Origin of the sequence: Pseudoduganella dura (genome assembly GCF_009727155.1) — a bacterium.
GTDB lineage: Bacteria > Pseudomonadota > Gammaproteobacteria > Burkholderiales > Burkholderiaceae_D > Rugamonas > Rugamonas dura.
In genome coordinates, this window is record NZ_WNWM01000002.1 from 313358 (window position 1) to 339410 (window position 26053).

Genomic DNA, 26053 nt, shown 5'->3' on the forward strand with positions numbered 1-26053 from the left:
AGCACACAACCAAGCACGAGGACTACGCCATGAAAAAAGTAATCGCTACCCTGATCGCGGGCCTGTTCGCCGGCGCCGCATTCGCGCAGACCGCCGCACCGGCCACCGCGCCGGCCACCGCCGCCCACGCGGACGCCGCCCATGCGAAGGATGCCGCCAAGGTGCAGAAGGAAGTAGCCCAGGCCGACGCGAAGGAAGCCAAGGTAGCCGCCAAGGCCGATGCCAAGGTCGCCAAGGAACAGGCGGAAGCGAACAAGGATGTCGCCGAAGCCAAGGCCGATGCAAAGCATAAAAAAGCCAAGGCCCATGAAAAGGCCGCCAAGCAAAAGGCCGACGCCAAGGAAGACGCCGCGCACCTGACCACCGCACCGCAAACCAAGTAAATACCGTCGCTACTCTCAGAGCACATAAAACGGAAGATAAAGCCGAGTACAAAAAAATTTGCCGGCTCCCTTGCCCGTGCCTTGCGCACGGGCTTTTTTTTCGTACCCTTCCTTATGGACAGTGGGCACCCCGGCCAATCGGGCAGGCACCTCGAGCATGCAGCCGCTATCATGAAAGCCGTCTTTATGAACAGGCTTGACCATGAGCGACCACAAGATCCACAGCCCCATCCTCTCCATCGTCGGTGCCTCGTCGGGTAATCTCGTCGAGTGGTACGACTTCTACGCATACTCGTTTACTTCCCTGTATTTCGCCGCCGCCTTCTTCCCGAAGGGCGACGCGACCTCGCAGCTGCTCAACACCGCCGGCATCTTTGCCGTGGGCTTTTTCATGCGCCCGCTGGGCGGCTGGCTGTTCGGCCGTATCGCCGACCGGCTCGGGCGCCGCACCTCGATGATGGCGTCGGTACTGCTGATGTGCTTCGGCTCGCTGATGGTGGGTCTGCTGCCCACCTATGCCAGCATCGGCTACTGGGCACCGTTCCTGCTGCTGCTCGCGCGCCTGATCCAGGGCCTGTCGGTGGGCGGCGAATACGGCACCAGTGCCACCTACATGAGCGAGGTGGCGGTGGCGGGCAAGCGCGGCTTCTACGCCTCGTTCCAGTATGTGACGCTGATCGGCGGCCAGCTGCTTGCCACCCTGGTGCTGGTGGGCCTGCTGCAGTTCCTGACGCCGGATGAAATGCGCGCATGGGGCTGGCGCATCCCGTTCTTCATCGGCGCGGCGGCGGCCCTCGTCGCATTGTTCCTGCGCCGCGCACTGGTGGAAACCGCGACCGAGGCAAGCAAGAGCGAAAAAGCCGGCACCATCAAGGGCGTGCTGGAACACCCCCGCGCGCTGCTGACGGTGCTGGGCTACACGGCCGGCGGCTCGCTGGCGTTCTACACGTACACGACCTACATGCAGAAATACCTCGTCAACACGGCGCACATGAACGCCGAAACGGCGACGCTGGTGATGACGGCGGTGCTGTTCTGCTTCATGGTGATGCAGCCGCTGTTCGGCGCGCTGTCGGACCGCATCGGCCGGCGCACGATGATGATCATCTTCGGTTTCCTGACGATGGCCGGCACGGTGCCCCTGATGACGGCCATCGGCCAGGTCCAGTCGCCGGTGCAGGCGTTCGCCCTGGTGATGACCGCGCTGGTGGGCGTGAGCTTCTATACCTCGATCAGCGGCATCGTCAAGGCCGAAATGTTCCCGCCGGAGATCCGCGCGCTGGCGGTCGGATTGTCGTACGCGATCGGCAACGCGGCCTTCGGCGGCACCGCCGAATACGTGGCGCTGCTGTTCAAGTCGCAGGGCCATGAAAGCGCCTTCTTCTGGTACGTGGCCATCATCTGCGCGATCGCGCTGGCGGCATCGTGGATCATGCCGGATTCGCGCCGGCATGGATACCTGAAAGCCTGATCGAGGAAGCCCCGGTGGCCCGGGGCTACCTGGCCGCCGCCTCTTCGCGCAACAGCTTCTCCAGCCGCTGCCGTCCCTGCTCGGCATAGCGCCGGCAGGCTTCGGGATCGATGAACGCCGCGTTGCCGAGCTGCGCCTGCTTCGCCTTGCGCTCCCACAGCCCGGAGAATTCCGGATGCGCGGCGACGAGGATGTCGCATTGCAGGCCGGCGATCTTCGCGATCGACGCTTCCAGTTGCGCCCTTGCTTCAGGCCACCGCGGGTCGCCGCCGTAGCGGAAGCCCTGCTGCCCGACGGCGTTCAGGCTGTCCGCATATACCATGTTCGCGGTACGGCCGTTCTCGGTGGACTGCCAGGTCCACGACAGGCCGCCCGGCGTGTGGCCCGGCGTGGCGTGCGCCGTGATGGCCAGCGGGCCGAGCGTGACGACGTCGCCATCCCTGACCGCCCGGGTCTTCACGACAGGCGCCATCTCCGGCAGGCTGGCATACTGCGGGTCCGCCGCATCCGGCTTGCCGGTCGCCAGCACGGCCGTGCTCCTGGCGCTGCCGATCACGGTGGCGCCCGTCAGTTCCTGCAGCGTCGCGGCACCGCCCACGTGATCCGCATGTTCGTGCGAGGTGAGGATGTATTTCACGTCCTCGATCTTGAAGCCCAGCCGGCGGATGCTCGCTGCGATGCCGGCGGGCGACTTCGGCGTGCCGGCGTCGATCAGGATATGGCCGGCGGGCGACGTCACCAGCACGGCGGCGATGCCTTTCGGGCCGACATAGTATGAATTGCCGTACAGGGCGAACGGCGCCTGCGGCTCGTCCCAGTCTCCAGCGTGCGCGAAGGCGGCCAGGCCGAGGAAGGCGACGGCGATCAGTTTTTTCTTCATGGGATTTTCCGTGTGAATGAACGGAGTCATTCTAGGAAACGGCCGGCGCGAAAGCCACGACGGCGAAACCGCCGAAGGGGGCGTTCATCCCACGATGTACAGGCCGGCGTGCTGCTGCGAATTGCGGTCGCCGCGCCGGTAGCTGCGGAACACCGGGTTGCCCGAAGCATCGCGCGCGCAGCAGGTGCAGCCGCCGGCATGGTCGATCGCCGTCACGCCGGCCTTGCGCAACTGGTAATCGGCGATGGCCCGCAGGTTCAGGTGGCGGTGCGAAGGCAGCAGGTCCGCCGCCGGGATGCCGGGGAAGCGCCGCGCGAAATCCAGTGCGAGCACTTCGCTTACTTCGTAGCAGGCGGCGCAGATCGTCGGGCCGATCGCCGCCACCCACTCATCGCCGGCTTCCAGTTGCGCCAGAACGCGAGGGATGATGCCGTCCGCCAGCCCGCGCCAGCCTGCATGCACGGCCGCCACATGGCCGCCATCGCGCCGCGCCAGCAACAGCGGCACGCAGTCGGCAGTGATCACGGAAACGGCGATCTCCCGCTGCTGCGTGTGAAACGCATCGGCCTCCCCGCCCGCTGCCGCGACTCTGCGATCCGCACGGCCGTCGTCCCGTGCACCTGCTTCTTCTGCGGCCGCGATTCCCATACGGGCAGCAATACGGCCGGCACCAGCTCTGCGCCGGTGCCGAAGCCGTGCACGACATTTGGAATACTGCTGAGCAATACGCTGGTGATCAAGACGTTCTCCCGTATTTTGACGGTCGAATAATAGCGAAGAAATATTTCCGGAAATCGGGGTCAGACCTAGGCTGTTGGAAATATTTCTCAAATTCGGGGTCTGACCGGATCGCCGGACCGCCCGGTTGTTGGAAATATTATTCGGAGTCGGGGCCTGAACGGGTCGCGGGACCGCCCGAAGTTTGGCAACAAAAAAAACGGCGGCTCCGGAAGGGGCCGCCGTGAAGGACTACGCGGGGTTACAACATCAATTGCTCGCTTGCGCGGCGTTGACCGGGGCGTCCCAGCCGCCGCCGAGGGCGCGGATCAGCGCCACGGTGGTGATGGCGCGGTCGCCGCGCAGCTGCACGGCCGTGCGTTCGACGGCGGCGAGGTTGCGCTGCGCGTCCAGCAGCTCGAGGTAGCTGGAGCGGCCGGCGTCGTACAGCTTCTGCGCCAGGTCGGCGGAGCGGCGGGCGGAGACCACCGCGTCGTCGATCTGCGCCGTCTGGCCGGACAGGATGCGCAGGCCGGCCAGGTTATCTTCCACCTCGGCGAACGCGGTCAGGACCGTCTGCCGGTACGTGCCGACGGATTCTTCCAGCACCGCCTCGCTGCGGGTGATGTTGGCACGGTTGCGGCCGCCGTCGATCACCGGCATCGACAGCAGGGCTCCCAGCAGCCACGAGCGGCTGCTCCAGCGGAACACGTCCGCGAAGGCGGGGCCGACGCCGCCGCCGTCGGCGCTGATCGTCAGCGCCGGGAACATCGCCGACCGGGCCACGCCGATGCGGGCGTTCGACGCCTGCATCGCGCGCTGGGCGGCGGCGATGTCGGGCCGGCGTTCCAGCAGCGACGACGGTAGCCCGGCCGGTATGCCCGGCAGCACGCCGGCTTCCGTCAGCGGATTCACGCCTGCGGTGAAGTCGGCCGCCGGCTTGCCCAGCAGCACGGCCAGCGCGTGCTCGGCCGTGGTGCGCTGGCGCTGCAGTCCGATGGCTTCGGCGCGCGACGTCGCCAGTTCGGTCTTCGCGCGGGACAGGTCGAATTCGCCGATATCGCCCAGGTCGAAGCGGCGCTGGTTGACCTTCACGTTTTCCTCGCGCAGCCGGACCGTCTGCTCCACGGTCGCCAGTTCGGCGTCCGTGGCGCGCAGGCGGAACCAGGTCTGGGCCACGTCGGCCTGCAGCGACAGCAGCACGGAGCGGTAATTCGCCTCCACCGTCGCCGCGTCGTTGCGCGCGGCCGCCACGTTGGACGAAACACGGCCGAACAGGTCCACTTCGTAGCTTGCCGTCAGCCGCGCGTTGTAGCTCGTGACCGGCGCCACGTCGGTGCCTTGTGGCAGCCCCGCTTCGCGCGGCGACAGGCGCGACCGGTTGGCACCCACGCCAACGCCCACCTGCGGAATGCGGTCCGCCTCGGCGATGCCGGCAATCGCCCGCGCCTGCTTCACGCGCGCCGCGGCCACCGTGAGGTTGGCATTGTTGCGGATCGATTCGGCCATCAGTTCATTGAGGGCCGTGTCGTTGAACGCCAGCCACCATTCGCCGCGCGGCTGCTGCTCCGCCGGCTGCGCTTCCTTCCAGCGCGTGCCATCGGCGGCGACTTTCACATCGCCCAGGGCCTGCGGCTCCTTGAAGGCCGCCGGCACGGCGACGTCGGGCTGCTTGAATTCGGGCGCGGCACAGGCGGTCAATACCAGCGCGGCCACCAGGGGAGCAAGGCCACGCGCGGTGAGCTTGTTCTTCAGGTTGTTCATACGTGGGTCCCTTCCATTTTCACCAGCGACACGTCGTGCGCCGGAACTTTCTTCTTCTCGTCGAGGCGCTTGGCCAGCGTGCGCAGCAGTACATAGAACACCGGTGTCAGGAACAGGCCGAAGAACGTCACGCCCAGCATGCCGGCAAACACGGCGACGCCCATCGCATGGCGCATCTCGGCGCCCGCGCCGGTGGAGAACACCAGCGGCAGCACGCCCATGATGAATGCGATCGACGTCATCAGGATGGGGCGCAGACGCAGGCGGCAAGCCTCCAGTGCGGCGTCGACGACGCTGCGCCCGTGATCTTCCAGCTCGCGTGCGAATTCCACGATCAGGATCGCGTTCTTCGACGCCAGCCCGACCAGCACGAACAGTGCGATCTGGGTAAAGATATTGTTGTCGCCACCGGTCAGCTTCACGCCGATCAGCGCGCACAGGATCGACATCGGCACGATTAGGATCACCGCCAGCGGCAAGGTCCAGCTCTCGTACTGCGCGGCCAGCACCAGGAACACCAGCAGCACGCACAGCGGGAACACGTAGATCATCGTGTTGCCGGCCAGGATGTCCTGGTACGTGAGGTCGGTCCATTCGTAGGTGATCCCCTTCGGCAGCGTGTCGCGCAGGATCTGGTCCATCAGGGCCTGCGCCTGGCCGGACGACACGCCCGCGGCCGGGCCACCGTTCAGGTCCGCCGCCACGTAGTTGTTATAGCGCTGCACGCGGTCCGGACCATACGTATCCTTCAGGCGCATCAGCGACGACAGCGGAATCATCTCGCCCTGGTCGTTCTTGACCTTCAGCTGCGCGATCTGCTCGGGCTGCGAACGGAACTGCGCATCGGCCTGCACGCGCACCTGGTAGGTGCGGCCGAACTGGTTGAAGTCGTTCACGTACAGCGAGCCCAGGTTGATCTGCAGGGTCTGGTAGATCGTCTGCAGCGGCACGCCCAGCTGTTTCGCCTTGACGCGATCGACGTCGGCGAACAGTTGCGGCACGTTGATCTGGTAGCCGGAGAACACGCCCTGCAGCCGCGGTTCCTGCGCCGCCTTGGCCTGCACGGCCTGCACCGCCTTGAACAGCTCGTCGTAGCCGAGGTTGCCGCGGTCTTCGATCATCAGCTTGAAGCCGCCCGTGGTACCGAGGCCGTTGACCGGTGGCGGCGGCAGCACCATCACGAACGCATCCTGCACGGCGCCCATGCGCTTGTTCATCTCGGCGGCGATCGCCTCGGCGGACATGCTCTTGTCCTTGCGCTTCTCGAACGGCTCCAGGCCCAGGAACACGATGCCGGCGTTCGGCGCGTTGGTGAAGCCGTTGATCGACAGGCCCGGGAACGAGATCGAGTTTTCCACGCCCGGGATATCCTCGGCGATGGTCGACATCTTGCGGATCACTTCATCCGTGCGGTCCAGCGACGCGGCATCCGGCAGCTGCGCGAAGCCGATCAGGTACTGCTTGTCCTGCCCCGGCACGAAGCCCGGCGGCACGGCCTTGAACATGAACAGGCCGGCGGCGCCCAGCAACGCATAGACGACCAGCGAAGCGCCCTTGCGCCGCAAGGCTCCCTTGACGCCGTTCTCGTAGCTGTGCGCGGACTTGTTGAAGAACTTGTTGAAGGCCTTGAAGAAGCGGCCGAACACCTTGTCCATGCCGCGCGTCAGCGCGTCCTTCGGTTCGTGATGGCCCTTCAGCAGCGCGGCCGACAGCGCCGGCGCCAGCGTCAGCGACGAGAAAGCGGAGATCACGGTGGAAATCGCGATCGTCAGCGCGAACTGGCGATAGAACTGGCCGGTCAGGCCGGAAACGAACGCGATCGGCACGAACACGGCGCACAGCACCAGGGCGATCGCGATGATCGGGCCCGACACTTCCTTCATCGCCTGGATCGTCGCATCGCGCGGCGTGAGGCCGTTCTCGATATTGCGCTCGACGTTTTCCACCACGACGATCGCATCGTCGACCACGATGCCGATCGCCAGCACGAGGCCGAACAGCGACAACGTGTTGATCGAGAAGCCGAACATCATCATCACGGCGAAGGTGCCCACCACCGATACCGGCACGGCCAGCAGCGGGATGATGGAAGCGCGCCAGGTCTGCAGGAAGATGATCACCACGATGGCGACCAGGACCACCGCTTCGATCAGCGTATGGATCACCGAGTTGATCGACTCGCGCACGAATTGGGTCGGGTCGTACACGATGCTGTATTCGACGCCTTCCGGGAAATCTTTCGACAGCTCGGCCATCCGCGCCCGCACGTCCGCGGACAGCTGCAGCGCGTTGGCGTTCGGCGCTTCGAAAATGGGGATCGCCACCGCCGACTTGTTGTTCAGCAGCGAGCGCAACGCGTAGGAATTGGAACCCATTTCCAGGCGTGCCAAATCCTTCAGCCGCGTGACGGCGCCGTCGCTGCCGGCCTTGACGACGATGTCGCCGAATTCCTCGATGGTCGCCAGGCGGCCATGGGTCTTCACGGTGAGCTGGAAGTCCGCGTCCTTCGACGGGCCCTGGCCGATCACGCCGGCCGCGACCTGCACGTTCTGCTCGCGGATCGAATCGACCACGTCGCCGGCGGTCAGGCCGCGCGCGGCCACCTTCTGCGGATCGAGCCAGACGCGCATCGCGTAGTCGCCCGAACCGAACAGCTGCACCTCGCCCATGCCATGGATGCGGGCCAGCTGGTCCTTGATGTTGAGCACCGCGTAATTGCGCAGGTACAGGTCGTCGTAGCGGCCGTCCGGCGAATTCAGGTGGACCACCATCGTCAGGTTCGGCGACGACTTGACGGTGGTGACGCCGATCTGGCGTACCTCTTCCGGCAGGCGCGGCAAGGCCCGCTGCACGCGGTTCTGCACGGCCGTTTCGGCCTGCTCGACATTGGTGCCGATCGCGAACGTGACGGTCAGCTGCAGCGCGCCGTCGCTGGTATTCTGCGACGACATGTACAGCATGTTTTCAACGCCGTTGATCTGTTCCTCGAGCGGCGCGGCCACCGTTTCGGCGATGATCTTCGGATCGGCGCCGGGATACTGGGCCCGCACCACGACCGAGGGCGGAACCACGTCCGGATACTCGGAAATGGGCAGCTTGAAGATGGAGATCAGCCCCGCGACGAACACGATGATCGACAGCACGGCCGCGAAAATCGGTTTGTCGACAAAAAAGCGTGAGAAGTTCATGGTTTTTCCTTGTTCTGGTCCGAAGGGCTGCTATCACAGCGCCGCAACATCGGCACCTTTCTTGTTGTCCTGCGGCTTGGCGGCCACGGCCGATTCCATCGGCACCATCTGCGGCGACACGGGCGCACCGGGGCGCACGCGCTGCAGGCCGTTGACGACGATCTTCTCGTTCGCCTTCAGGCCTTCCTTCACGACGCGCAGGCCATCGACGGTCGGCCCCAGCTTCACGGCGCGGTACTCGGCCTTGTTGTCGGCCCCGACCACGAAGACGAACTTGCGGTTCTGGTCCGTGCCCACGGCGCGGTCGTTGATCAGCACCGCGTTGCTGGTGGCGCTGCCGCCGCCCAGCTGCACGCGGGCAAACAGGCCCGGCACCAGGCCGCGGTCCTTGTTGTCGAACGTGGCGCGCATGCGCACCGAACCGGTTTGCGGATCGAGCTGGTTGTCGACGAATTCGAGCTTGCCTTCGTGCGGGAAGCCTTCCTCGTTGGCCAGGCCGACCTTCACCACGACGGGCTCGCCCTTGTGGTTTTGCGTGCCCACGCGCAGGTAGGTATCTTCATCGCCGTCGAAGCTGGCGTAGATCTTGTCGAGCGAGACGACGGAGGTCAGCACGGCGGTGGCGTCGACCAGGTTGCCCAGCGTGATCTCGGCCTTCGACACGCGGCCGTCGATCGGCGCCGTGACCCTCGTATAGGACAGGTTCAGCTTCGCCGCTTCGTACTGGGCCTGCGCGGCACGGGCGCTGGCATCGAGTTCCTTCTGCGACGACGCGCGCTCGTCGAACTCGCGCTGCGCGATGGCCTTGTCGGCCAGCAGCTTTTCAGCGCGGCTCAGTTCCAGGCGGGCCAGTTCGGAACGGGCACGGGCCGAGCTGGCGGCCGCCTGGGCGCGGTCGGCTTCGGCCTGGTACGGACGGGGATCGATCACGAACAGCACATCGCCCTTCTTCACTTCGCTGCCCGGCTTGAAGTTCACCGCGGTGATGAAGCCGGACACGCGCGAGCGGATCTGCACATGGTCGATCGCTTCGATCCGGCCGGAGAATTCCTGGGTTTCGGTGACCGGCTTTTCGATCACCAGTGCCGCGGAAATGGGTGGACCGCCGGCAGCAGCGGCGTTTGCGGAGGCATCGGCCGTCTTGCCGGTCGCATCTTCGCACCCGGCCAGCGTGATCACCATGCCGGCCGCGGCCAGTGCCACGACGAGTGGTCGCGCCATTGCTGTCAATGTATTCGTGTTTTTCATTTTTAACCCCGTTTTGTATGAAAAAAAGTAATAACCTAGCGTTACCGCCGTTCGCTCGCCTAGCTCGAGAGAAAAAGCGGGCCCACCGCGCTTTCGCAGCGCGTTTGATGTTGATTACAGGAACTTGATCGTTTAACTATATCGCCAGCCCGACGATAAGTAAACGTTTTAATTTATTTATTAGGCTGGTGGGTGCTCCATCCCATCGGCACCGCGAATGAAGGCGGCAATTTCGGTCAATGCAAAGATGCAGGCACAATCGTTGCGCCCGCCAGGTTGTTCGAGCGGCGCCGGCGGCAGGCGCCTGACGGTGGTGGTGATGCCGCACTTGATCAGCTTGGCACCGTACTGTTCGGCTTCGTCGCGCAAAGGATCGTCCTCGGCCGACAGGATCAGCGCCGGCGGCAGGTTCTTCAGCCGCGACGATTGCAGCGGCGACGCATAAGGGTGGCTGCGGTCGGCGGCGTTCGGCAGGTAGCCGCGGTAGCCGGCCGCGCAGTTGCCTGCCACCCTGTCGACGACGGCTGCCCTGTCGCGGCATACCGGCACCTCGCGCATCGAGCAGGTGGACAGCGCCGGATCGAGCATCGGCATGATCAGCACCTGGCCGGCCAGCGCGGGCCCGCCGCGGTCGCGCGCCATCAGCGATACCACCGCGGCCAGGTTGGCGCCGGCCTCGACGCCGGCCACCACGAGACGCTTGCCGTTCCAGCTGAGTTTCGATTTGTTCTTCTTTGCCCATAGCAGCAGCGCATGCGCGTCTTCGACGGCCGCCGGGAATGGCTTGACCGATGCCAGCGTGTAGCCGGCCGACAGCGCCGCCTGGGTGCGGTCGCCGCTGACGAGGCGCGACAGGAAATCGTCCGCCTCGTCGATGGAGCCGCCGACGAAGCCGCCGCCATGGAAGAACACCACCAGCGTTTCGCGCTTCGTGGCGGCGGCGCCGGCCAGGTAAAGCCGTGCCGGCAGCGGGCCGTCGGCACCCTGCGCCGCCAGGTCGCGCAACACCAGGTCGTCCGCCAGGGGCATGAGGCGCGGCTGCAGTGCGCTCATCGCGTTACCGCCCGCGGCGCATCGGCCAGCATCGGGTCGACCGCACCGCCGGAACGCACCTCGGCCATCAGTGCATGCAGGCCGCGCGCTTCGGCGCCCGCCGCCTGCGAGTACGTGTCCGTGCTGACGATGCCGGCCATGGCCAGCGCATACAGCGCCAATGCCACGATGATGAGAATGTTCCGCAGTTCCATGATCAACCTTCCGTATGTCGCCTACCCGGGGGGCCGACGAATCCACCAACGAGCTGCCAGAGAAATGATTTCTTTGATGCAGTGCAGTAATCATAGGCTTGATCTACAATCTGATAAATACGGCAACGGCGAATTGATTGTTCATGAATCCGAACAATGACAACCACGTTACCAAGCCAGTGACGGGCGCGCACCCCGTAAGTTGCGCTGGAATGGCATCCGTACTATGGGAGAGGCGGGACGATGAACAAACTACAGGCGATGGAAGTCTTCGTGCAGGTCGTCGACGCGGGCGGCTTCACCAGGGCGGCCGACCTGATGCAGCTGCCGAAGGCCACGGTGTCCACGCTGATCCAGCAGCTCGAGACGTCGCTGTCCGTCAAGCTGCTGCACCGCACGACGCGCCAGGTCTCCGTTACCGCCGACGGCGCCGCCTATTACGAACGCTGCCTGCGCATCCTTTCCGACGTGAAGGATGCCGAAGAGTCGCTGTCGCGCACGCGCCTGTCGCCCAGCGGCCGGCTGCGCGTGGAATCGCCGACCGGCCTGTCCGGCGAAATCCTGGTGCCCGCGCTGCCCGCCTTCTTCGACCGCTACCCGGACATCCAGCTGGAACTGGGCAGTTCCGACCGCCCGGTGGACCTGATCGAGGAAGGCGTCGATTGCGCGGTGCGCGGCGGCGCGCTGGGCGACTCGACGCTCATCGCCCGCCGCATCGGCATCATCAACTTCGTCACCTGCGCCGCGCCGTCGTACATCGCGAAATACGGCACGCCGATGCACCCGCGCGACCTGGAGCGCCACCGCTGCGTGAATTATTTCTCCGCCAAGACGGGCAAGATCTACGAGTGGGATTTCACGAGGGATGGCGAGCGCATCCAGGTACCGATGCCCGGCGTGATCGCGCTGAACGACTCGAATGCCTATGTGCAGGCTGGTCTCGCCGGGCTCGGCGTGGTCCAGATGACCGATTACCTGCTGCTGCAGCACGTGCGCGAAGGCCGCATGGTGCAGGTATTGCCCGACTGGACGACCGACGCGCTGCCGATCCACATCGTGTACCCGCAGAACCGCCACCTGTCCGCCAAGGTGCGCGTGTTCGTCGAATGGGTCGCCGAACTGTTTGCCAACCATCCGGGCATGCGCCTGCGCACGCCCGCCCAACTGCCGGAGGCTGCTTGAATCCTGTGCCACCCCACTCCATCGTCTTCCTCGACCGCGACAGCGTGATCGCCAACGTCGGTCGACCCGCGTTCGGCCACGCGTGGACCGAATACGCGGCCAGCACGGCGGCGCAGGCCGCCGAGCGCCTGAAGGATGCCACGATCGCGATCACCAACAAGGTACCGCTGCGCGTGGACACGCTGGCGCAACTGCCAAACCTGAAAATGATCGCGGTGGCCGCCACCGGCACCGACATTATCGACCTGGCCGCGGCGCGCGAGCGCGGCATCGTCGTGTCGAACATCCGCGACTACGCGTATGCGGCGGTGCCCGAGCACACGTTCGCGCTGATCCTGGCGCTGCGCCGCAACCTGCTGGCCTACCGCGCCGACGTGGAAGCGGGCAAATGGCAGGCGGCACCGCGCTTCTGCCTGTTCGACCATCCGATCCGCGACCTGCACGGCAGCCGCCTCGGCCTGCTGGGCTACGGCGCGCTGGGCAGGCAGGTGGCGCGGATCGGCCGCGCCTTCGGCATGGAGATCGCCGTGCATACGCGCACGCCGGTGGCGGACGCCGACGTCGTCAACGTGGACTTCGACGAACTGCTGGCGACGTCGGACGTGCTGTCGCTGCACGCGCCGCTGACCGATGCCACGCGCAACGTGATCGGAGCCGTCGAACTGGCACGCATGAAGCCTTCGTCGCTGTTGATCAATACGGCGCGCGGCGGCCTGGTCGACGAGGCGGCGCTGGCCGACGCATTGTCGCGCGGCGTGATCGCCGGCGCCGGCTTCGACGTGCTGACGCAGGAGCCGCCGGCGGCGGACAACCCGCTGCTGGCGCTGCGGCTGCCGAGCTTCATTCTCACGCCGCATAACGCCTGGGCCAGCCACGAAGCAATGCAGGGGCTGGCGGACCAGCTGATCGGCAATATCGAGGCATTCGCGCGGGGCGAACCGGTCAACCGCGTGGCGTGAATCGCAGGCGGCTGCAGGATGGCGTCCGCTTGATATCCGGCGGCACGCAATCCCGCACGCCGCAGTTTTATCCTTATATCACGGGTCGATATAGCCATCGATGACGGCCTGACCACGCGGATACGATGCGGGAATTTCCATAATGTCGGATGCCGGAAATATGCAATGTCCCGGGCCTGGCGAACCGGTAAGCGGAACCACTACCAGTGCTCTATCGGAACCGCGGATTCTCACACAATGTAACGGCTTCGCGACATTATCGGAATTAATATTTACTTAATTCAACAGCAGAGTATGGCTGGCCGGATTATTATGTGACAGCCTCACTACATTTCATTAATTTTTATATAATCCTGCGGTTGATTCCTCTTTCGACCGCCATGAAAAAACCCCTCGCATCCACATTGCTCTCGACCACGCGTGCCAGTGCCGCCGCGGTCTTCGTCATGTTCGCCACGCTCGCCGTCTGCATCGCCGACAGCCATGGGGCGGAGCCGGCCGCACCGCCAAGCACCGCCGCCGCGGCCTTCGATCCCGACAGCGTGCCGGTCAGCACCCGGCCACTGCCGGCCTTTCCGTACCTGGAATGGCCGTCGGGCGTGCCATCCGGCGAACGCCGTTCGAAGCAGCAGGATTTCGACCTTGCCTGGTTCGTCGCGGGCGCCGCGCCCCATGCCGCGGAAGGCCGCGTGGACCGCCGGCACTATTGGCTCAAGCGCGCCGGGATGTCCAAGCTGGAAGCGACGCGCAACTACGAAATCGCGCTGAAAGAACTGGGTGCCGTACGGGTCGATACCATGCACCCGTCCAACAAGAACTTTCCGGCCAAGAACTCGCCGGCACGACACGCTTTCGTTACGAACAAGCTCGGCTTGAATGGGAATGGCATTACCTACGCCACCTACCTGGTGCGCACGGCGGATAAACGCGTGTGGATCGGACTGGGGATTACCGATGCACAGGTGAATATCACCACCCTCGAAGAAAAGAAAATGGACCGGTCGATTAGGCTGACAAAGGCTGACGAGATGAAGACCGCACTGGACAAGCAGGGCTTTATCGCGCTGTACATCAACTTCGATACCGACAAGGCCGCGCTGCGCGAGGACGGCAAGCCCACGGTCGCCGAAATCGCCAGGCTGCTGAAAGACAATCGCGGCCTGAAGATCTCCGTCGAAGGGCACACGGACAACAGCGGCGACGCCAGGCGGAACAAGATACTGTCAGAGCAGCGCGCGGCCGCCATCGTCGCGGCGCTGAAAGCGTCCGGCATCGAAGCGGCGCGGCTCAAATCGGCCGGTTTCGGCGCCGACAGGCCGATCGCCGACAACCGCACCGACGAAGGGCGTGCCAGCAACCGGCGGGTCGAACTGGTAAAAGGTTGAGGGGCTGCCAGCGGTAGCCCCGGGAAGCCGACCGGGCCCGTCATTGGCTGGCGCCATCCGCACTGCCCGATGCGAAACTGCCCGGCCAACGGACCGCCAGCCTGCCGGATCGCAGCGCTGGCGTGGCGTGGCGTCGCCCGGCAGCCTCGCGTCGATGTTGCCTAGTCGGTGCCGGGCGTCAGGACAACTGTTTCGACACGGCGCAGGTCGACATCGAATCGTGTCAGCACCTCCGCTGTCGTGATGGCATGGATCGTACCCTTCACCCTGCCCCGCCCACCCGCGACGTGGGCATACCGCTCGCCGTCGGGCGATAACGCCACCCGGTCCAGGTGCGTTCCCAGACTACGCAGCAGGATGCGGCTCTTCAGGTCATACACCATCCACCTGCCCGGTCCGCCCTGGACAGTCCAGCCGGCGGCATATCGCCCGTTACGGTCGACCGACAGGCCGTAAAAATCGGCCGCCGGGCCGGGCAGCACCGCCTTGCGAAGCACCGTTTGATCGGCCGTGGCGCCATCCATGGCGGATTCGGGAAAGCAGAAACCTTGCGGGTCGTCCGCCGTCGGGCCCGGCGTGCCGGCAGGACGGTGCGCCGCTTCGATCGCCGGCAGGATCATCGAAAAACAATGCCGGCCATCGACGGTCGGCACCGGCGCGCCCAACGCATACGCTACCCAGGGGGCAAGCAGCCGCTTGAGCTTTTTCGTCGTCAGGTCGTAGCGGTAAAGCCGGCGGTTCTGGTACGGGTTCTTCAGCCGCGAATCGAAATGCGGACTGTCGCTGAACAGCAGGCTTTCACCCGACCGGGCGGGATGGAAAACGACCGAATCGTGCGAGTACAGTACCCGGTAAGTGCGCTTTTCCAGGTCGAGCGAAACCACGTCGTTGTTCCTGACCCCGATCAGGTTGCCGGCATCGCCGGCATGAATGAACAGGAACCGGCGCCCGCGTTCGTCCGTCGGCGAACGCCAGGGCTTGCCCGGGCCACCGACAATGGCCACGCCCTGCTCGCCACGTTTTTGCACCGAGATCACCAGCGTGCTGCATGTCAGGTCACAGGCCAGGCCCACGACGGGCGCGATACTGAATATCATGTCGTACCTTGCTTGAAGGGCTAAGCCGGCACCGCGGCCAGAGCGCATGGGTTTTAGCGTCAACATAATCGCTGCGATGCCGATATCGCATCGCGGCCGCCGCCATTATCGCCGAGGCGCGGCCGATCCGGCCTCATCGGGGAGCCGGCGCTGGGATGAAATGCCCGGCCGGCGGGTTCGCCGCCCATGGCACGACCTGTGTGTGGCGCCTACAATCGTCGCCAACCTGTCCACCACCGGAAATCCCATGAACATCACCCGCCGTACCCTGCTGCTCGCGGCCGCCGCAGTGCCCTTGTCCCCCTCGTTCGCGCTGGCTGCCACAGGCTTCGACGCCATCGAATACGACCTGGACGGCCGCCTCGGCGTGGCGGTCATCGATACCGCGACCGGCAAGGTGGCCGGCAACCGCCTCGACGAACGCTTTCCGATGTGCAGCACCTTCAAGGCGATCCTGGCCGCCCAGGCGCTGGCGCGCGATGCGCGCGAGCCCGGCTTCATCGGGCGGCGCCTGCGCTATGCGAAGACGGACCTGGTCAGCCACTCGCCCGTCACCGGCAGGCATGTGGCCGGGGGCATGACGGTGGCCGAGCTCTGCGCGGCAACCGTGCAGCACAGCGACAACACGGCGGCCAACGTGCTGATGGATGAACTGGGCGGACCCGCGGCATTGACCGCGTTCGCGCGCACCATCGGCGACACGGCGTTCCGGCTGGATCGCCGGGAAACGGCCCTGAACAGCGCCATTCCCGGCGACGAACGGGACACGACGACCCCGCTGGCGATGGCCCGCACACTGCAGAAGCTGGTGATCGGCGATGCGCTGCCGGCGCCGCAACGCCTGCAGCTGAAGGACTGGCTGGTGGGGAACACCACCGGCGACAATCGCATTCGCGCCGCGGTGCGGGAAGGTTTGCAGGCGGGCTGGCAGGTCGGCGACAAGACAGGCACCGGTGCCTACGGTGTCACCAACGATATCGGCGTCGTGTTCCCGCCGGACCGTGCGCCGCTGGTGGTCGTGGTGTTCACGCATCAACGGGCGAAAGATGCCGACAGCCGCGACGACATCGTGGCCGCCGCCGCACGGGCCGCGCTTGCTGCAGTCCGGGCCGCCGGATAGGCTCCGGCGGGTGGACCGGGTCCATCTGCCCGGAAACGGAGACTGACAGGCATTGCCGGCATGAGGGAATCTGCTGACAAAAAAGGAACCGGATTCTCCGGTTCCTTCCCATACCGACGTTCAGCTTCGATTTATAGCTCAAATATAAAAAAGGGACCGGATTTCTCCGGTCCCTTCTTCACGTTCTGGTGCGGCTGGCAGGAATCGAACCCACGACCCCTTGGTTCGTAGCCAAGTACTCTATCCAGCTGAGCTACAGCCGCAAAACTTCTCACTTCAACTCGGTCATTACATAAAAACTGGTGCGGCTGGCAGGAATCGAACCCACGACCCCTTGGTTCGTAGCCAAGTACTCTATCCAGCTGAGCTACAGCCGCAAAACTTCTCACTTCAACTCCGCTACATCCCGCAAGGCGACCCTTGCTGTCGTAGCGTGCTGCCACGGATGAACTTTTGTTCACCGGTAATGCAGTACGTATTACATCTTAACAAATGCGCTTAACTGGTGCGGCTGGCAGGAATCGAACCCACGACCCCTTGGTTCGTAGCCAAGTACTCTATCCAGCTGAGCTACAGCCGCAAAAAACTCATTATAGCAACGGGCGCAACGTCGAGCGCACGCCTGCTGCCCACTACTCTTTGATGCCTGCGCAAACCTTCCGGCCTGCGTCATGAAAACCCTGGTGCGGCTGGCAGGAATCGAACCCACGACCCCTTGGTTCGTAGCCAAGTACTCTATCCAGCTGAGCTACAGCCGCATTCGACAGCGATCGGCATTTTACAGTATTCATTACGGTTTGGAAATCTTGATTTTTCATCTTCGAATCATCCGACTTCGCCGCCGCAAGACCTTGCCTCCTGCTGCTTCCTCCGCAGCATTCGTTGCGAAGGAGGCAGGATTATAGGGACAACTTTTCCGCTTGTCCAGAGCGAAATGCATCCACGTAGACCGTCGATCGCGCCAGGAGCCGGAATGGTTTGGTGTAGGATGCACCATCTTTATAAACCAGACAATGGAGACCCCGGCATGAGTGCGCCCGCCATGAACAGCTTGTCCACGCTTGAAGCCGACTGGTCGCGCACCGATGTGGGCCACCCGGATGGCTGGCCGCTGACACTGCGCGTGGCGGCCGACCTCATGCTGAACTCCCCGCTGCCCACGGTGGTGATGTGGGGGCGGCAGCAGGTGATGCTGCTGAACGGTGCCTACGCAACGCTGTCCGGCCTGCCCACGCAGCCACCCGGGGGTCGGATCCCGGCGATGCAGCCATCCGCGTGGAGCTGGGACCCCGCGGTGCTGGAACGGGCCTGGCACGGCGAGTCGCAGGCGATTCCCGGCCAGGTATTGCAGATGTGGCGCGCCGATGGCGTGAGCGAACAGCGCTTCGACCTGTATTACACGCCGTTGCGGGACGATGCCGGTGCCGTGCTGGGCATCCTGTGCACGCTGGCGCCGCCGAGCGCCACGGTCGCGCCGCCCGCGGCGCGCTCGCTGAAGATGCTGGTGGTGGAAGACAACCTGGATGCGCAATATCTTGTCTGCGAAATGCTGCGCGCGATCGGCCATGATGTCGATGCCGAAGGCGATGGCGAGGCCGCGCTGCGGCGCCTGGAAAACACCGCCTACGACGTGCTGTTCACGGATGTCAGCCTGCCCGGCATCTCCGGTGTGGAGGTGGCGCGGCGCGCCGTCGGCCGCTGGCCGCGCCTGCATGTGATCTTTGCGTCGGGCTACAGCGGCACGCTGACGCAGCAGCTCGACTTTCCCGCCGAGGCGATCCAGAAACCCTACGACATCGAGCAACTGCAGGCAATGCTCGACCGCGTTCCCCGGGCCTGAGGCGACAGCTGCCGTGTACCCGCCTGCGCACTTGCCCGCCCGCCCGCCCTTCCGCCCGTCCGGCCCGTCGCCTGCCCAGTCAACCGTGCGGGCGAACCGTGCCGCGCGGCGCTACAATCCGCAGCGGTGGCCGCGCCAGCGTCCGCTGCAATCCATCGTCCCGAACTGTCAATCCCAATGATCCTCTCCACCGGGGCCTCCCCTTCCGAAGCAGACCTGCTGCGCGCCATGCTGGAGGCGAAGGAAGAACTGCGCCGCTCGCGCGAGTGGGCCAGCGACGTGCTGGAGAGCATCGGCGAAGGCGTCGCGGTCGTCGACGGCGCCTGGACGATCACCTACATCAACGGCCGCGGCGCCCATATGCTGGGCGCCGCGGCGACCGCGCCCGGCGCGCTGGCGGGCCGCGACCTGTGGCAGGCATTCCCGGATCTGGCCGGCACGCCGCTCGAAGCGCGGCTGCGCCAGGCGATAGACCAGGGCGAGCCGGCCATCTTCGAGCTGCACCACGCCCCTTCGCGCCGCTGGCTCGAGGTGCGCACCTGCCCGTCGCCGCAGGGCCTGACCTGCACGCTGCAGGACATCGATGACCGCCGGCGGCACGATCGAGCGCTGCGCGAAAACAGCAATCGGCTGCAGGTGGCGATGGCAGCCGGCCGGCTGGGTGAATGGACGTGGGATGCCGGCACGGACGTGGTGACGCTGGGCCGCCGCGCCGCCGAGATCTTCGAACTGCCCGAGGAAACGCCGACCACGTGGCGCGCGCTGCAGGACCGCATCGTGCCCGACGACCGCGCGGCCGCGCGCGAGGCGTTCGTCGAAGCATTCGTGGCGCACCGCGATTTCGACATCGAATGCAGGATCGATGCCGGCAGCGGCAACGGCGGCGATGGCGGCACGCGCTGGGTGTCCGTTGTCGGCCACGGCAATTACGGCGACGGCGACCAGTTGCTCGGCATGACCGGCATGGTGCAGGACATTACCGCCCGTCGCGCCGCCGAAGAGGCGCTGAAGAGCAGCGAGGCGCAATTGCGCGCGCTGGCCGACTCGATCCCCCAGCTGGCCTGGATCGCCAACGCCGACGGCCGCATGACGTGGTACAACCGCCGCTGGAACGAATACACGGGGCTCACGAGCGACGACCTGGGCGGCGAGGACTGGAGCCAGGTCTACGATCCCGAGTGCATTCCGGCGATGACGCAGCACTGGAAGCGGTCGATCGAGACGGGCGGGCCGTTCGAGATGGAATTCCCGATCCGCGGCGCGGACGGCCACTACCGCTGGTTCCTGACCCGAGCCAATCCCGTGCGCGGGGCCGATGGCCGCATGATGCGCTGGTTCGGCACCAGCACCGATGTCGATCAGGTCAAGCGCGCCCAGGAAGCGCTGCGCGACGAGACGGCCGTGCTGGAACTGCTCAACAGCACCGGCAATGCGCTGGCCCGGCACCGCGACCTGCAGCCGCTGCTGCAGGAAGTGACGGATGCCGCCACCCGCATCAGCGGAGCGCGCTTCGGCACCTTCTTCTACGACTGCTCCGGCGACGGCGCCGAGCTGCACCGCGGCGAACGCGGGCACATCGACGCGTACCGGGGCCCGGCGCTGACGCCATTCACGCTATCGGGCCAGCCGCCGCCGCTGTTCCACAATCTGACGCCCGAGCATGCCACGGCCCTGTTCGGCGACACGCTGCGCGGCGCCGGCATCACGCGCTGCGGCGACCTGCTGCGCCACCCGGAATGCGCTCCTGCGTTGCGGCACGAGCAGGCCGCGCTGCTGCGCAGCTTCCTGGCCGCGCCGGTGATGTCGCGCGATGGCAGCGTCATCGGTACGCTGCTGTTCGGGCACCCCGAGCCGGACATGTTCAGCGACCGCACCGAGCGGATCATCGGCGGCATCGCCGCCCAGGCGGGCGTGGCGATCGACAATGCCCGGCTCAACGAGGCGGCGCGCCGGGCCGCCGAGGAACGCATCGCCCTGCTCGACAGCGAGCGCAACGCGCGCGCCGAGGCCGAGCGGTCGAGCCAGATGAAGGATGAATTCCTCGCCACGCTGTCGCACGAACTGCGCACGCCGCTGACGGCCATCCTCGGCTGGTCGCAGGTGCTGCGGCGCGGCGGCCGGGGCGAGGCCGACCTGCAGAAGGGCCTGCAGACGATCGAGCGCAACGCGCGCGCCCAGGCCCAGCTGATCGAGGACCTGCTGGACATGAGCCGCATCATGTCCGGCAAGATCCTGCTCGACATCGGCGCCGTCGCCCCGGCGGCGGTGGCCGATGCGGCGATCGACACGGTGCGCCCGGCCGCGGCGGGCAAGAATATCGTCATCGAACGCGGCTTCCAGCCGTGTGGCACGGTGGCCGCCGATGCGGGCCGGCTTCAGCAGGTGCTGTGGAACCTGCTGTCGAACGCGATCAAGTTCACGCCCCAGGACGGCACGGTACGCATCGGCGTGCGCGAGGCCGGTGGCCATGCCGAAATCGTCGTGGCCGATACCGGCATCGGCATCGGCCACGAATTCCTCGCCCATGTGTTCGAACATTTCCGCCAGGCCGATTCGTCGACCACGCGCCGGCACGGCGGCCTGGGGCTGGGGCTGTCGATCGTGCGCCACCTGGTCGAACAGCACGGCGGCACCGTGGCGGCCACCAGCGCCGGCGAAGGCCGCGGTGCAACATTTACCGTGCGTCTGCCGCTGGCGGCACGCGTTCCCGGCGCCGAACGCCCCGGCCGCGCATCGCCACCGGCCGGCGAACAGCGCGCGACCACCGCGGGCGATCTCAGCGACCTGGGCGGACTGCGCGTGCTGATCGTCGACGACGAGCCCGATACCCGCGAGCTGATCAAGCGCGTGTTGTCAGATTGCAACGCCGAAGTCGTCACGGCCGACAGTGCGCAGGCTGCGCTGTCGTTGTTGCCTCGCTGGCAACCCGACCTGCTGCTTTCCGATATCGGCATGCCCGAAATGGATGGCTTCGAACTGCTGGCCCAGGTACGCGCGCTGGGCCAGGAGGCCGGCGGCAATGTGCCGGCGATCGCCCTGACAGCTTTCGCCCGTGCCGAAGACCGGCTCCGCACGCTGGCTGCGGGCTTCACGGATCACATTGCCAAGCCGGTCGAGCCCCTCGAACTGGTTGCCGCGGTGGCCCTGGCCGCGGCGCGGCGGCGCGGCCAACCTTCCTGACATATACGTTTTCCGCATATACATTAATGAAGTGTGTGCACGCCACACATTTGCGTAAGAAAACACTCGATGCGTATTAATTAATTTATAATCGAGAAATAGTGTCCTACTGCATGACGCGGCAATGTCCTACAAGAAACTTGTCTGGGCTTTGGTACACTCGGCGAATTGAAAGTTCTTCGTCGCGACAAGAATTTTTTTTAATACGTGCGCCGCAGCAAATTCTTCGGCGCTACACTAAGTATTCCGCTTCGGCCGTAAACCCGCCGGGGCCCGTATTGCGAGACAACTATGCCCAGCCCGGATGAGATCCTGAATGCCAAGATTCTGGTCGTGGACGACTGCGCGGACAACGTCGATCTGATGCTCGAGATCCTCCGTGAAGCCGGCTACGCGAACGTCACGGCCACCATGCTGCCCGACCAGGTCTGCGCGCTGCACCGGCAGCATAATTATGATCTGATCCTGCTGGACCTGCAGATGCCCGGCCTGAACGGGTTCCAGGTCATGAAGGGCCTGAAGGAAATCGAACAGGAAGGCTATCTTCCCGTGCTGGCGCTGACGGCGCAGCCGAGCTTCAAGATCGCCGCGCTCGAAGCGGGCGCGCGCGATTTCATCAGCAAGCCGTTCGATCTGCTCGAGGTGCACAAGCGCATCCACAACATGCTCGAAGTGCGGCTCCTGTACAAGGAACTGGCCCAATACAGCAAGCGCCAGCAGGAACTGGCGCTGCACGATCCGCTGACGGGGCTGCCGAACCGCCGCCTGCTGGAAGACCGCATCGAGACCACCGTCCAGCATGCCCTGCGCAACGGGCGCAAGGCGGCCGTGATGTACCTCGATCTCGATGGCTTCAAGCCCATCAACGATACCCATGGCCATGCCTATGGCGACGAGATCCTGAAACTCGTGGCCCAGCGGCTGGTCGGTTCGTCGCGCAAGGAAGACACGGTGGCCCGCGTGGGCGGCGACGAGTTCGTCATCGTGCTGGGCGATGTGGGCGGCCTCGGCGATGCCCGCGAACCGGCATCGAAGCTGATCGAAGTGGTCTCGGAACCGTATGTCGTCAACGGCATCACGCTGCGGCTGTCGACCTCGATCGGCATCGCGCTGTTCCCCGACGACGCCGAATCGGTCGGCGACCTGATCCATGCGGCCGACAATGCGCTGTACGATGCCAAGCGTTCCGGCAAGAACCGCTTCTGCTCGGCACCCGGCAGCACCGCCGTGGCCAGCGCGGCGAGCGCCCCGATTCCGCACCAGATGAAGAGCGTCGCGACCACGGTCTGAAGGCGCATTGAAAAGACCGGAGCAGGCACGAAAAAAATGGGCAATCGCCCATTTTTTAGTACCTTTCCCCGGTGCCCGACCGGGGATGCCGCCTGGGAATATTGCTTACTGGGCCGCCGCTTCCTTCTTCTTGCCGTTCGCGGTGCACTCTTCGATCTTGCCGGCATGCTGGTGATCGGTATGCGCATCCACCTTGTCCGGCGACACCTCGATGCGCGTGATGCCCGCATCGACCGAAATCGGATCGCTGGCCGGGAATGTCATTTCGACGGCGTCGTCGAGCAGCTCTTCCTTGGCCTTGTCTTGTGGCAGCATCTGCTCCTCGGCGGCCAGCGTGGCGATGGCCGATGCCCACTTGATGAAGTTCAGGTTGGCCAGCTCGCGCACGGTGGTCACGCCGAAAGCTTGCTGCAGGGCCTGGGCACCCTCCTCGCCGATACCGTTCAATGCGCTGATCGGCGCGTCGGCCAGGTCCCGGAAACATTTGCCCAGATAATCTTTACCTACGACGGTATCGATGTTCATGATATTGATCCTTTCGTTTTTGATTGCATGTTCAACGCTTTCACTATTGCATGGCCGCTTTGACATGTATGTGCGCAATCGAACAAACCGGAGCCTGTTCTGTTGCCGTCAGGACTTTTGACAGCATCTTGCCCCCTTGCTATGATCGTTCAGATGTTTGTCTTACAGAATTGTTTTCAGCAGAACATCCACAATTACAAGTGCCCGTGGCCAAAGTAGACAAACCGAAAATTCTCGTCGTCAACGACGATGCCAACAGCCTGTTCGCCCTCACGAGCTTGCTGGCACAATGGGCTGAGCAGGAATCGTATGAAGTGATCGCCGCGCGCAGCGGCGAAGAGGCATTGCGGCAGGTGCTGATGCACGACTTCGCCGTGATCCTGCTCGACGTGAACATGCCCGGCATGGATGGTTTCGAAACCGCCGAGGCGATCCACCAGCGCGCCCGCTCGGCCAACATCCCGATCATTTTCATCACCGCTTTCGTGGCGGACGAACTCGACCGCCTGAAGGCTTACCAGAAAGGCGCGGCGGACTTCCTGTTCACGCCGGTGATTCCACAGATCCTGCACGCGAAGATTTCGGTTTTCGTGGCGCTGGCCGTGAAGAACGAGGAGCTGAAGAGGCAGGCACGCCAGCTGAGCCAGCGCACCACCGATCTCATCAGCAGCAACAAGCGGCTGCTGCAGGAGATCGAGGAACGCAAGGTCGCCGAGCGGCAGAACCATGCGAAGGACGAGTTCCTGGCGATGCTGGGCCATGAATTGCGCAACCCGCTGTCGGCGATCAGCAGCGCCGCTTCGCTGATCGGCCTGCCGGGCGTGACGGGAGACGCGGCCACGCGCGCAAAAAAGATCATCCAGCGGCAGAGCCAGCACCTGGGCCGCATCGTCGACGACCTGCTCGACCTGTCGCGCGCGATGTCCGGCAAGATCCTGCTGAACCGCGCGCCGGTGGACGTGGCGGCGCTGATCCGCAACTGCCTGGAAACCTACCGCACCACGGGCCGCACGGCCGATTACGAGGTGCATGTGGAACTGGAAAGCGGCTGGGTGGACGGCGACGTGACACGGCTCGAACAGATTTTCTCGAACCTGCTCGACAACGCACTGAAATACACGCCGCCGGGCGGCACGGTCGACATCTTCCTGGAAGTGGAAGAAGATGACATCGTGCTCACCGTCCATGATACCGGCGTGGGCATTCCGCCCGAGCTGCTGCCGCACGTGTTCGATGTGTTCGTGCAGGGCACGAGCACGCTGGACCGGGCCCAAGGCGGGCTCGGCATTGGCTTGGCGCTGGTGCGCCGCCTGGCCGAACTGCACGGCGGCGGCGTGGAAGCCGACAGCGCCGGCCCCGGCGAGGGCAGCACTTTCCTGATCCGCCTCCCCCGCATCGAACGCATTACCGAACCCAACCCGCAAATCATGGACACGAACGAACAGGCCAAACCCACTGTACTGCTGATTGAAGACAACGACGACGGCCGCGAAATGATGGCAATGATGCTGTCGTGCTACGGCTACGAAGTGCGCCATGCCGCCGACGGCCTGCAAGGCCTCGCGGTCGCGCACGAATACCGCCCCGGTGTGGCGCTGGTCGATATCGGCCTGCCCGGCATCGATGGCTACGAGGTGGCGCGGCGCCTGCGCGGCGATCCGGAAATGCAGCATATCCGCCTCATCGCACTGACGGGCTACGGCCTGGCCGAAGACCAGCGCCGCGTCCTGGAAGCGGGCTTCGACATGCACCTGGTGAAACCGGTCGACATCGACAGCCTGATGAAGGCGATCGCCAACTTGACGGGCGGGACACCGGCAACGGCCGCCACCGCCGCGCTCAGGCCGTGATGTGACGGCGCCGCGTGGCGGCGCCCGCACCGTACGCCCGCTTCATGGCCACGGTGCGGGCGCGCGCCGTCAGGCCGCGGGCTGGTTCGAGTAGACCACCTTGCCCGGCACCGGCGCCAGCGGAATCTCGTCGATCTCATCCTTGCGTGCCTGGATCTGGGCGCCGAGGGCAAGCAGGTCGATACCCGCCTTCTTCGCCGCAGGGAACATCTCCTTCTCCTCTTCCTCGACGTGGTGCTCGATGTATTCGCCGAGCACTTTCACTTTCGCATCGTACAGGTCGTCGTGCGGATCCATGGCGTGGATCTGGGCTATCAGGTCCTTCGCCGACGCATGCTCGACGGTCGCTTCATCGACCAGGTCCTCGGCATCGTCCGCATCGGCGCGCACGGCCGGGTAGAAGATCTCTTCCTCGGCGATCGCATGCTTCGTCAGTTCCAGGCAAATCTTCTCGGCCAGTTTCTGCTTGCTGGAAAAGGCGCGGTCACCCAGTGCTTCGTACTGCTCGAACATCGCCTTGACTTCGGCATGGTCCTGCTTCAGCAGGGCAACGGCATCACGTGGCTTGGCTGTGGCACTCATGGCTACTCCTTGTGTTGGTTGGGCGGAATTGGACAGCGTCGTGGATCACTGCCTGCCAATGTGCCCGTTCCCGCGGGCCCTGACTGTGCGACAACACACGATAGTGCTGGTGCGACATTTCCTGGAAACCTCATGTATCATCCGC

General features: G+C 65.0%; 20 protein-coding genes and 4 tRNA genes. 10 read left to right on the forward strand and 14 right to left on the reverse strand.

Annotated elements, in window-relative coordinates; genetic code table 11:
- Nucleotides 1-29 precede the first annotated feature (29 nt).
- Nucleotides 30-383 (forward strand): hypothetical protein, encoded by a 354-nt coding sequence (locus GJV26_RS01535; protein WP_155707064.1) that lies wholly within the window; start codon nucleotides 30-32, stop codon nucleotides 381-383.
- 202 nt (nucleotides 384-585) lie between these two features.
- Nucleotides 586-1854, forward strand: coding sequence for an MFS family transporter (locus GJV26_RS01540; protein ID WP_155707066.1), 1269 nt, complete (start codon nucleotides 586-588; stop codon nucleotides 1852-1854).
- Nucleotides 1855-1879: 25 nt separating this feature from the next.
- On the opposite strand, the gene bla (GJV26_RS01545) is transcribed toward GJV26_RS01540, so the two are convergent.
- The 7 genes from bla (GJV26_RS01545) to GJV26_RS01575 form a co-directional block, all read right to left on the reverse strand.
- Nucleotides 1880-2734, reverse strand: coding sequence for a subclass B3 metallo-beta-lactamase (bla, locus tag GJV26_RS01545; protein WP_173346112.1), 855 nt, complete (start codon nucleotides 2732-2734; stop codon nucleotides 1880-1882).
- An 84-nt stretch (nucleotides 2735-2818) separates the two neighbouring features.
- Nucleotides 2819-3382 carry a purine nucleoside phosphorylase YfiH/LACC1 family protein gene (locus GJV26_RS01550; RefSeq protein WP_155707070.1) on the reverse strand — a complete coding sequence of 188 codons (564 nt, stop codon included), beginning with the start codon at nucleotides 3380-3382 and terminating at the stop codon, nucleotides 2819-2821.
- Between the two features lie 339 nt (nucleotides 3383-3721).
- The gene (locus tag GJV26_RS01555; protein ID WP_155707072.1) at nucleotides 3722-5215 is read right to left on the reverse strand and encodes an efflux transporter outer membrane subunit; all 1494 of its coding nucleotides are present in this window, start codon (nucleotides 5213-5215) and stop codon (nucleotides 3722-3724) included.
- Nucleotides 5212-8403: an efflux RND transporter permease subunit gene (locus GJV26_RS01560; RefSeq protein WP_155707074.1), complete on the reverse strand. Its 3192-nt coding sequence runs from the start codon at nucleotides 8401-8403 to the stop codon at nucleotides 5212-5214. Before GJV26_RS01560 ends, GJV26_RS01555 begins: the two co-directional genes overlap by 4 nt.
- A gap of 33 nt (nucleotides 8404-8436) precedes the next feature.
- Nucleotides 8437-9651, reverse strand: a complete 1215-nt coding sequence (locus GJV26_RS01565) for an efflux RND transporter periplasmic adaptor subunit (protein ID WP_155707076.1) — start codon at nucleotides 9649-9651, stop codon at nucleotides 8437-8439.
- Between the two features lie 180 nt (nucleotides 9652-9831).
- Nucleotides 9832-10704: an alpha/beta hydrolase gene (locus GJV26_RS01570; RefSeq protein ID WP_155707078.1), complete on the reverse strand. Its 873-nt coding sequence runs from the start codon at nucleotides 10702-10704 to the stop codon at nucleotides 9832-9834.
- Nucleotides 10701-10898 (reverse strand): hypothetical protein, encoded by a 198-nt coding sequence (locus GJV26_RS01575; protein ID WP_155707080.1) that lies wholly within the window; start codon nucleotides 10896-10898, stop codon nucleotides 10701-10703. The genes GJV26_RS01570 and GJV26_RS01575 overlap by 4 nt, the downstream gene beginning before the upstream one ends.
- Nucleotides 10899-11141: 243 nt before the next feature.
- Here GJV26_RS01575 and GJV26_RS01580 point away from each other — a divergent pair, with 243 nt between their 5' ends.
- The 3 genes from GJV26_RS01580 (at nucleotide 11142) to GJV26_RS01590 (ending at nucleotide 14424) form a co-directional block, all read left to right on the forward strand.
- Nucleotides 11142-12080, forward strand: coding sequence for a LysR family transcriptional regulator (locus tag GJV26_RS01580; protein ID WP_155707082.1), 939 nt, complete (start codon nucleotides 11142-11144; stop codon nucleotides 12078-12080).
- Nucleotides 12077-13039 (forward strand): D-2-hydroxyacid dehydrogenase, encoded by a 963-nt coding sequence (locus GJV26_RS01585; protein WP_229419138.1) that lies wholly within the window; start codon nucleotides 12077-12079, stop codon nucleotides 13037-13039. The genes GJV26_RS01580 and GJV26_RS01585 overlap by 4 nt, the downstream gene beginning before the upstream one ends.
- 446 nt (nucleotides 13040-13485) lie before the next feature.
- Nucleotides 13486-14424 carry an OmpA family protein gene (locus GJV26_RS01590; RefSeq protein ID WP_173346113.1) on the forward strand — a complete coding sequence of 313 codons (939 nt, stop codon included), beginning with the start codon at nucleotides 13486-13488 and terminating at the stop codon, nucleotides 14422-14424.
- Between the two features lie 161 nt (nucleotides 14425-14585).
- Here the strand turns inward: GJV26_RS01590 and GJV26_RS01595 are convergent, their stop codons facing one another.
- Nucleotides 14586-15521 (reverse strand): WD40 repeat domain-containing protein, encoded by a 936-nt coding sequence (locus tag GJV26_RS01595; RefSeq protein ID WP_155707087.1) that lies wholly within the window; start codon nucleotides 15519-15521, stop codon nucleotides 14586-14588.
- Between the two features lie 247 nt (nucleotides 15522-15768).
- On the opposite strand from GJV26_RS01595, the gene bla (GJV26_RS01600) reads away from it, so the two are divergent.
- Nucleotides 15769-16641, forward strand: coding sequence for a class A beta-lactamase (gene bla, locus GJV26_RS01600; RefSeq protein WP_155707089.1), 873 nt, complete (start codon nucleotides 15769-15771; stop codon nucleotides 16639-16641).
- Between the two features lie 186 nt (nucleotides 16642-16827).
- On the opposite strand, the gene GJV26_RS01605 is transcribed toward bla (GJV26_RS01600), so the two are convergent.
- The 4 genes from GJV26_RS01605 to GJV26_RS01620 form a co-directional block, all read right to left on the reverse strand.
- Nucleotides 16828-16904 (reverse strand) — tRNA-Arg (locus tag GJV26_RS01605).
- 37 nt (nucleotides 16905-16941) lie between these two features.
- Nucleotides 16942-17018: transfer RNA gene (locus GJV26_RS01610), tRNA-Arg, on the reverse strand.
- 126 nt (nucleotides 17019-17144) lie between these two features.
- Nucleotides 17145-17221, reverse strand: a tRNA-Arg gene (locus tag GJV26_RS01615).
- A 101-nt stretch (nucleotides 17222-17322) separates the two neighbouring features.
- Nucleotides 17323-17399, reverse strand: a tRNA-Arg gene (locus tag GJV26_RS01620).
- 269 nt (nucleotides 17400-17668) lie between these two features.
- Between GJV26_RS01620 and GJV26_RS01625 the strand changes: the two genes are divergently transcribed.
- From GJV26_RS01625 to GJV26_RS01635, 3 genes are all read left to right on the forward strand, one after another.
- On the forward strand, nucleotides 17669-18481 hold the full coding sequence (locus tag GJV26_RS01625) for a response regulator (RefSeq protein WP_155707091.1): 813 nt from the start codon (nucleotides 17669-17671) through the stop codon (nucleotides 18479-18481).
- A 177-nt stretch (nucleotides 18482-18658) separates the two neighbouring features.
- Nucleotides 18659-21661, forward strand: coding sequence for a hybrid sensor histidine kinase/response regulator (locus GJV26_RS01630; protein WP_155707093.1), 3003 nt, complete (start codon nucleotides 18659-18661; stop codon nucleotides 21659-21661).
- A 291-nt stretch (nucleotides 21662-21952) separates the two neighbouring features.
- The gene (locus tag GJV26_RS01635) at nucleotides 21953-22951 is read left to right on the forward strand and encodes a diguanylate cyclase domain-containing protein (RefSeq protein ID WP_155707095.1); all 999 of its coding nucleotides are present in this window, start codon (nucleotides 21953-21955) and stop codon (nucleotides 22949-22951) included.
- A gap of 105 nt (nucleotides 22952-23056) precedes the next feature.
- Here the strand turns inward: GJV26_RS01635 and GJV26_RS01640 are convergent, their stop codons facing one another.
- Nucleotides 23057-23476, reverse strand: a complete 420-nt coding sequence (locus tag GJV26_RS01640; RefSeq protein WP_155707097.1) for a hypothetical protein — start codon at nucleotides 23474-23476, stop codon at nucleotides 23057-23059.
- Between the two features lie 206 nt (nucleotides 23477-23682).
- Between GJV26_RS01640 and GJV26_RS01645 the strand changes: the two genes are divergently transcribed.
- Entirely contained in the window at nucleotides 23683-25326 is a 1644-nt protein-coding gene (locus GJV26_RS01645) for a response regulator (RefSeq protein WP_189441879.1), read from the forward strand.
- A 69-nt stretch (nucleotides 25327-25395) separates the two neighbouring features.
- Here GJV26_RS01645 and GJV26_RS01650 read toward each other — a convergent pair whose 3' ends face one another.
- Complete coding sequence (locus GJV26_RS01650; RefSeq protein WP_155707101.1) at nucleotides 25396-25908, reverse strand: hemerythrin domain-containing protein; 513 nt, start codon at nucleotides 25906-25908, stop codon at nucleotides 25396-25398.
- Nucleotides 25909-26053 lie beyond the last annotated feature (145 nt).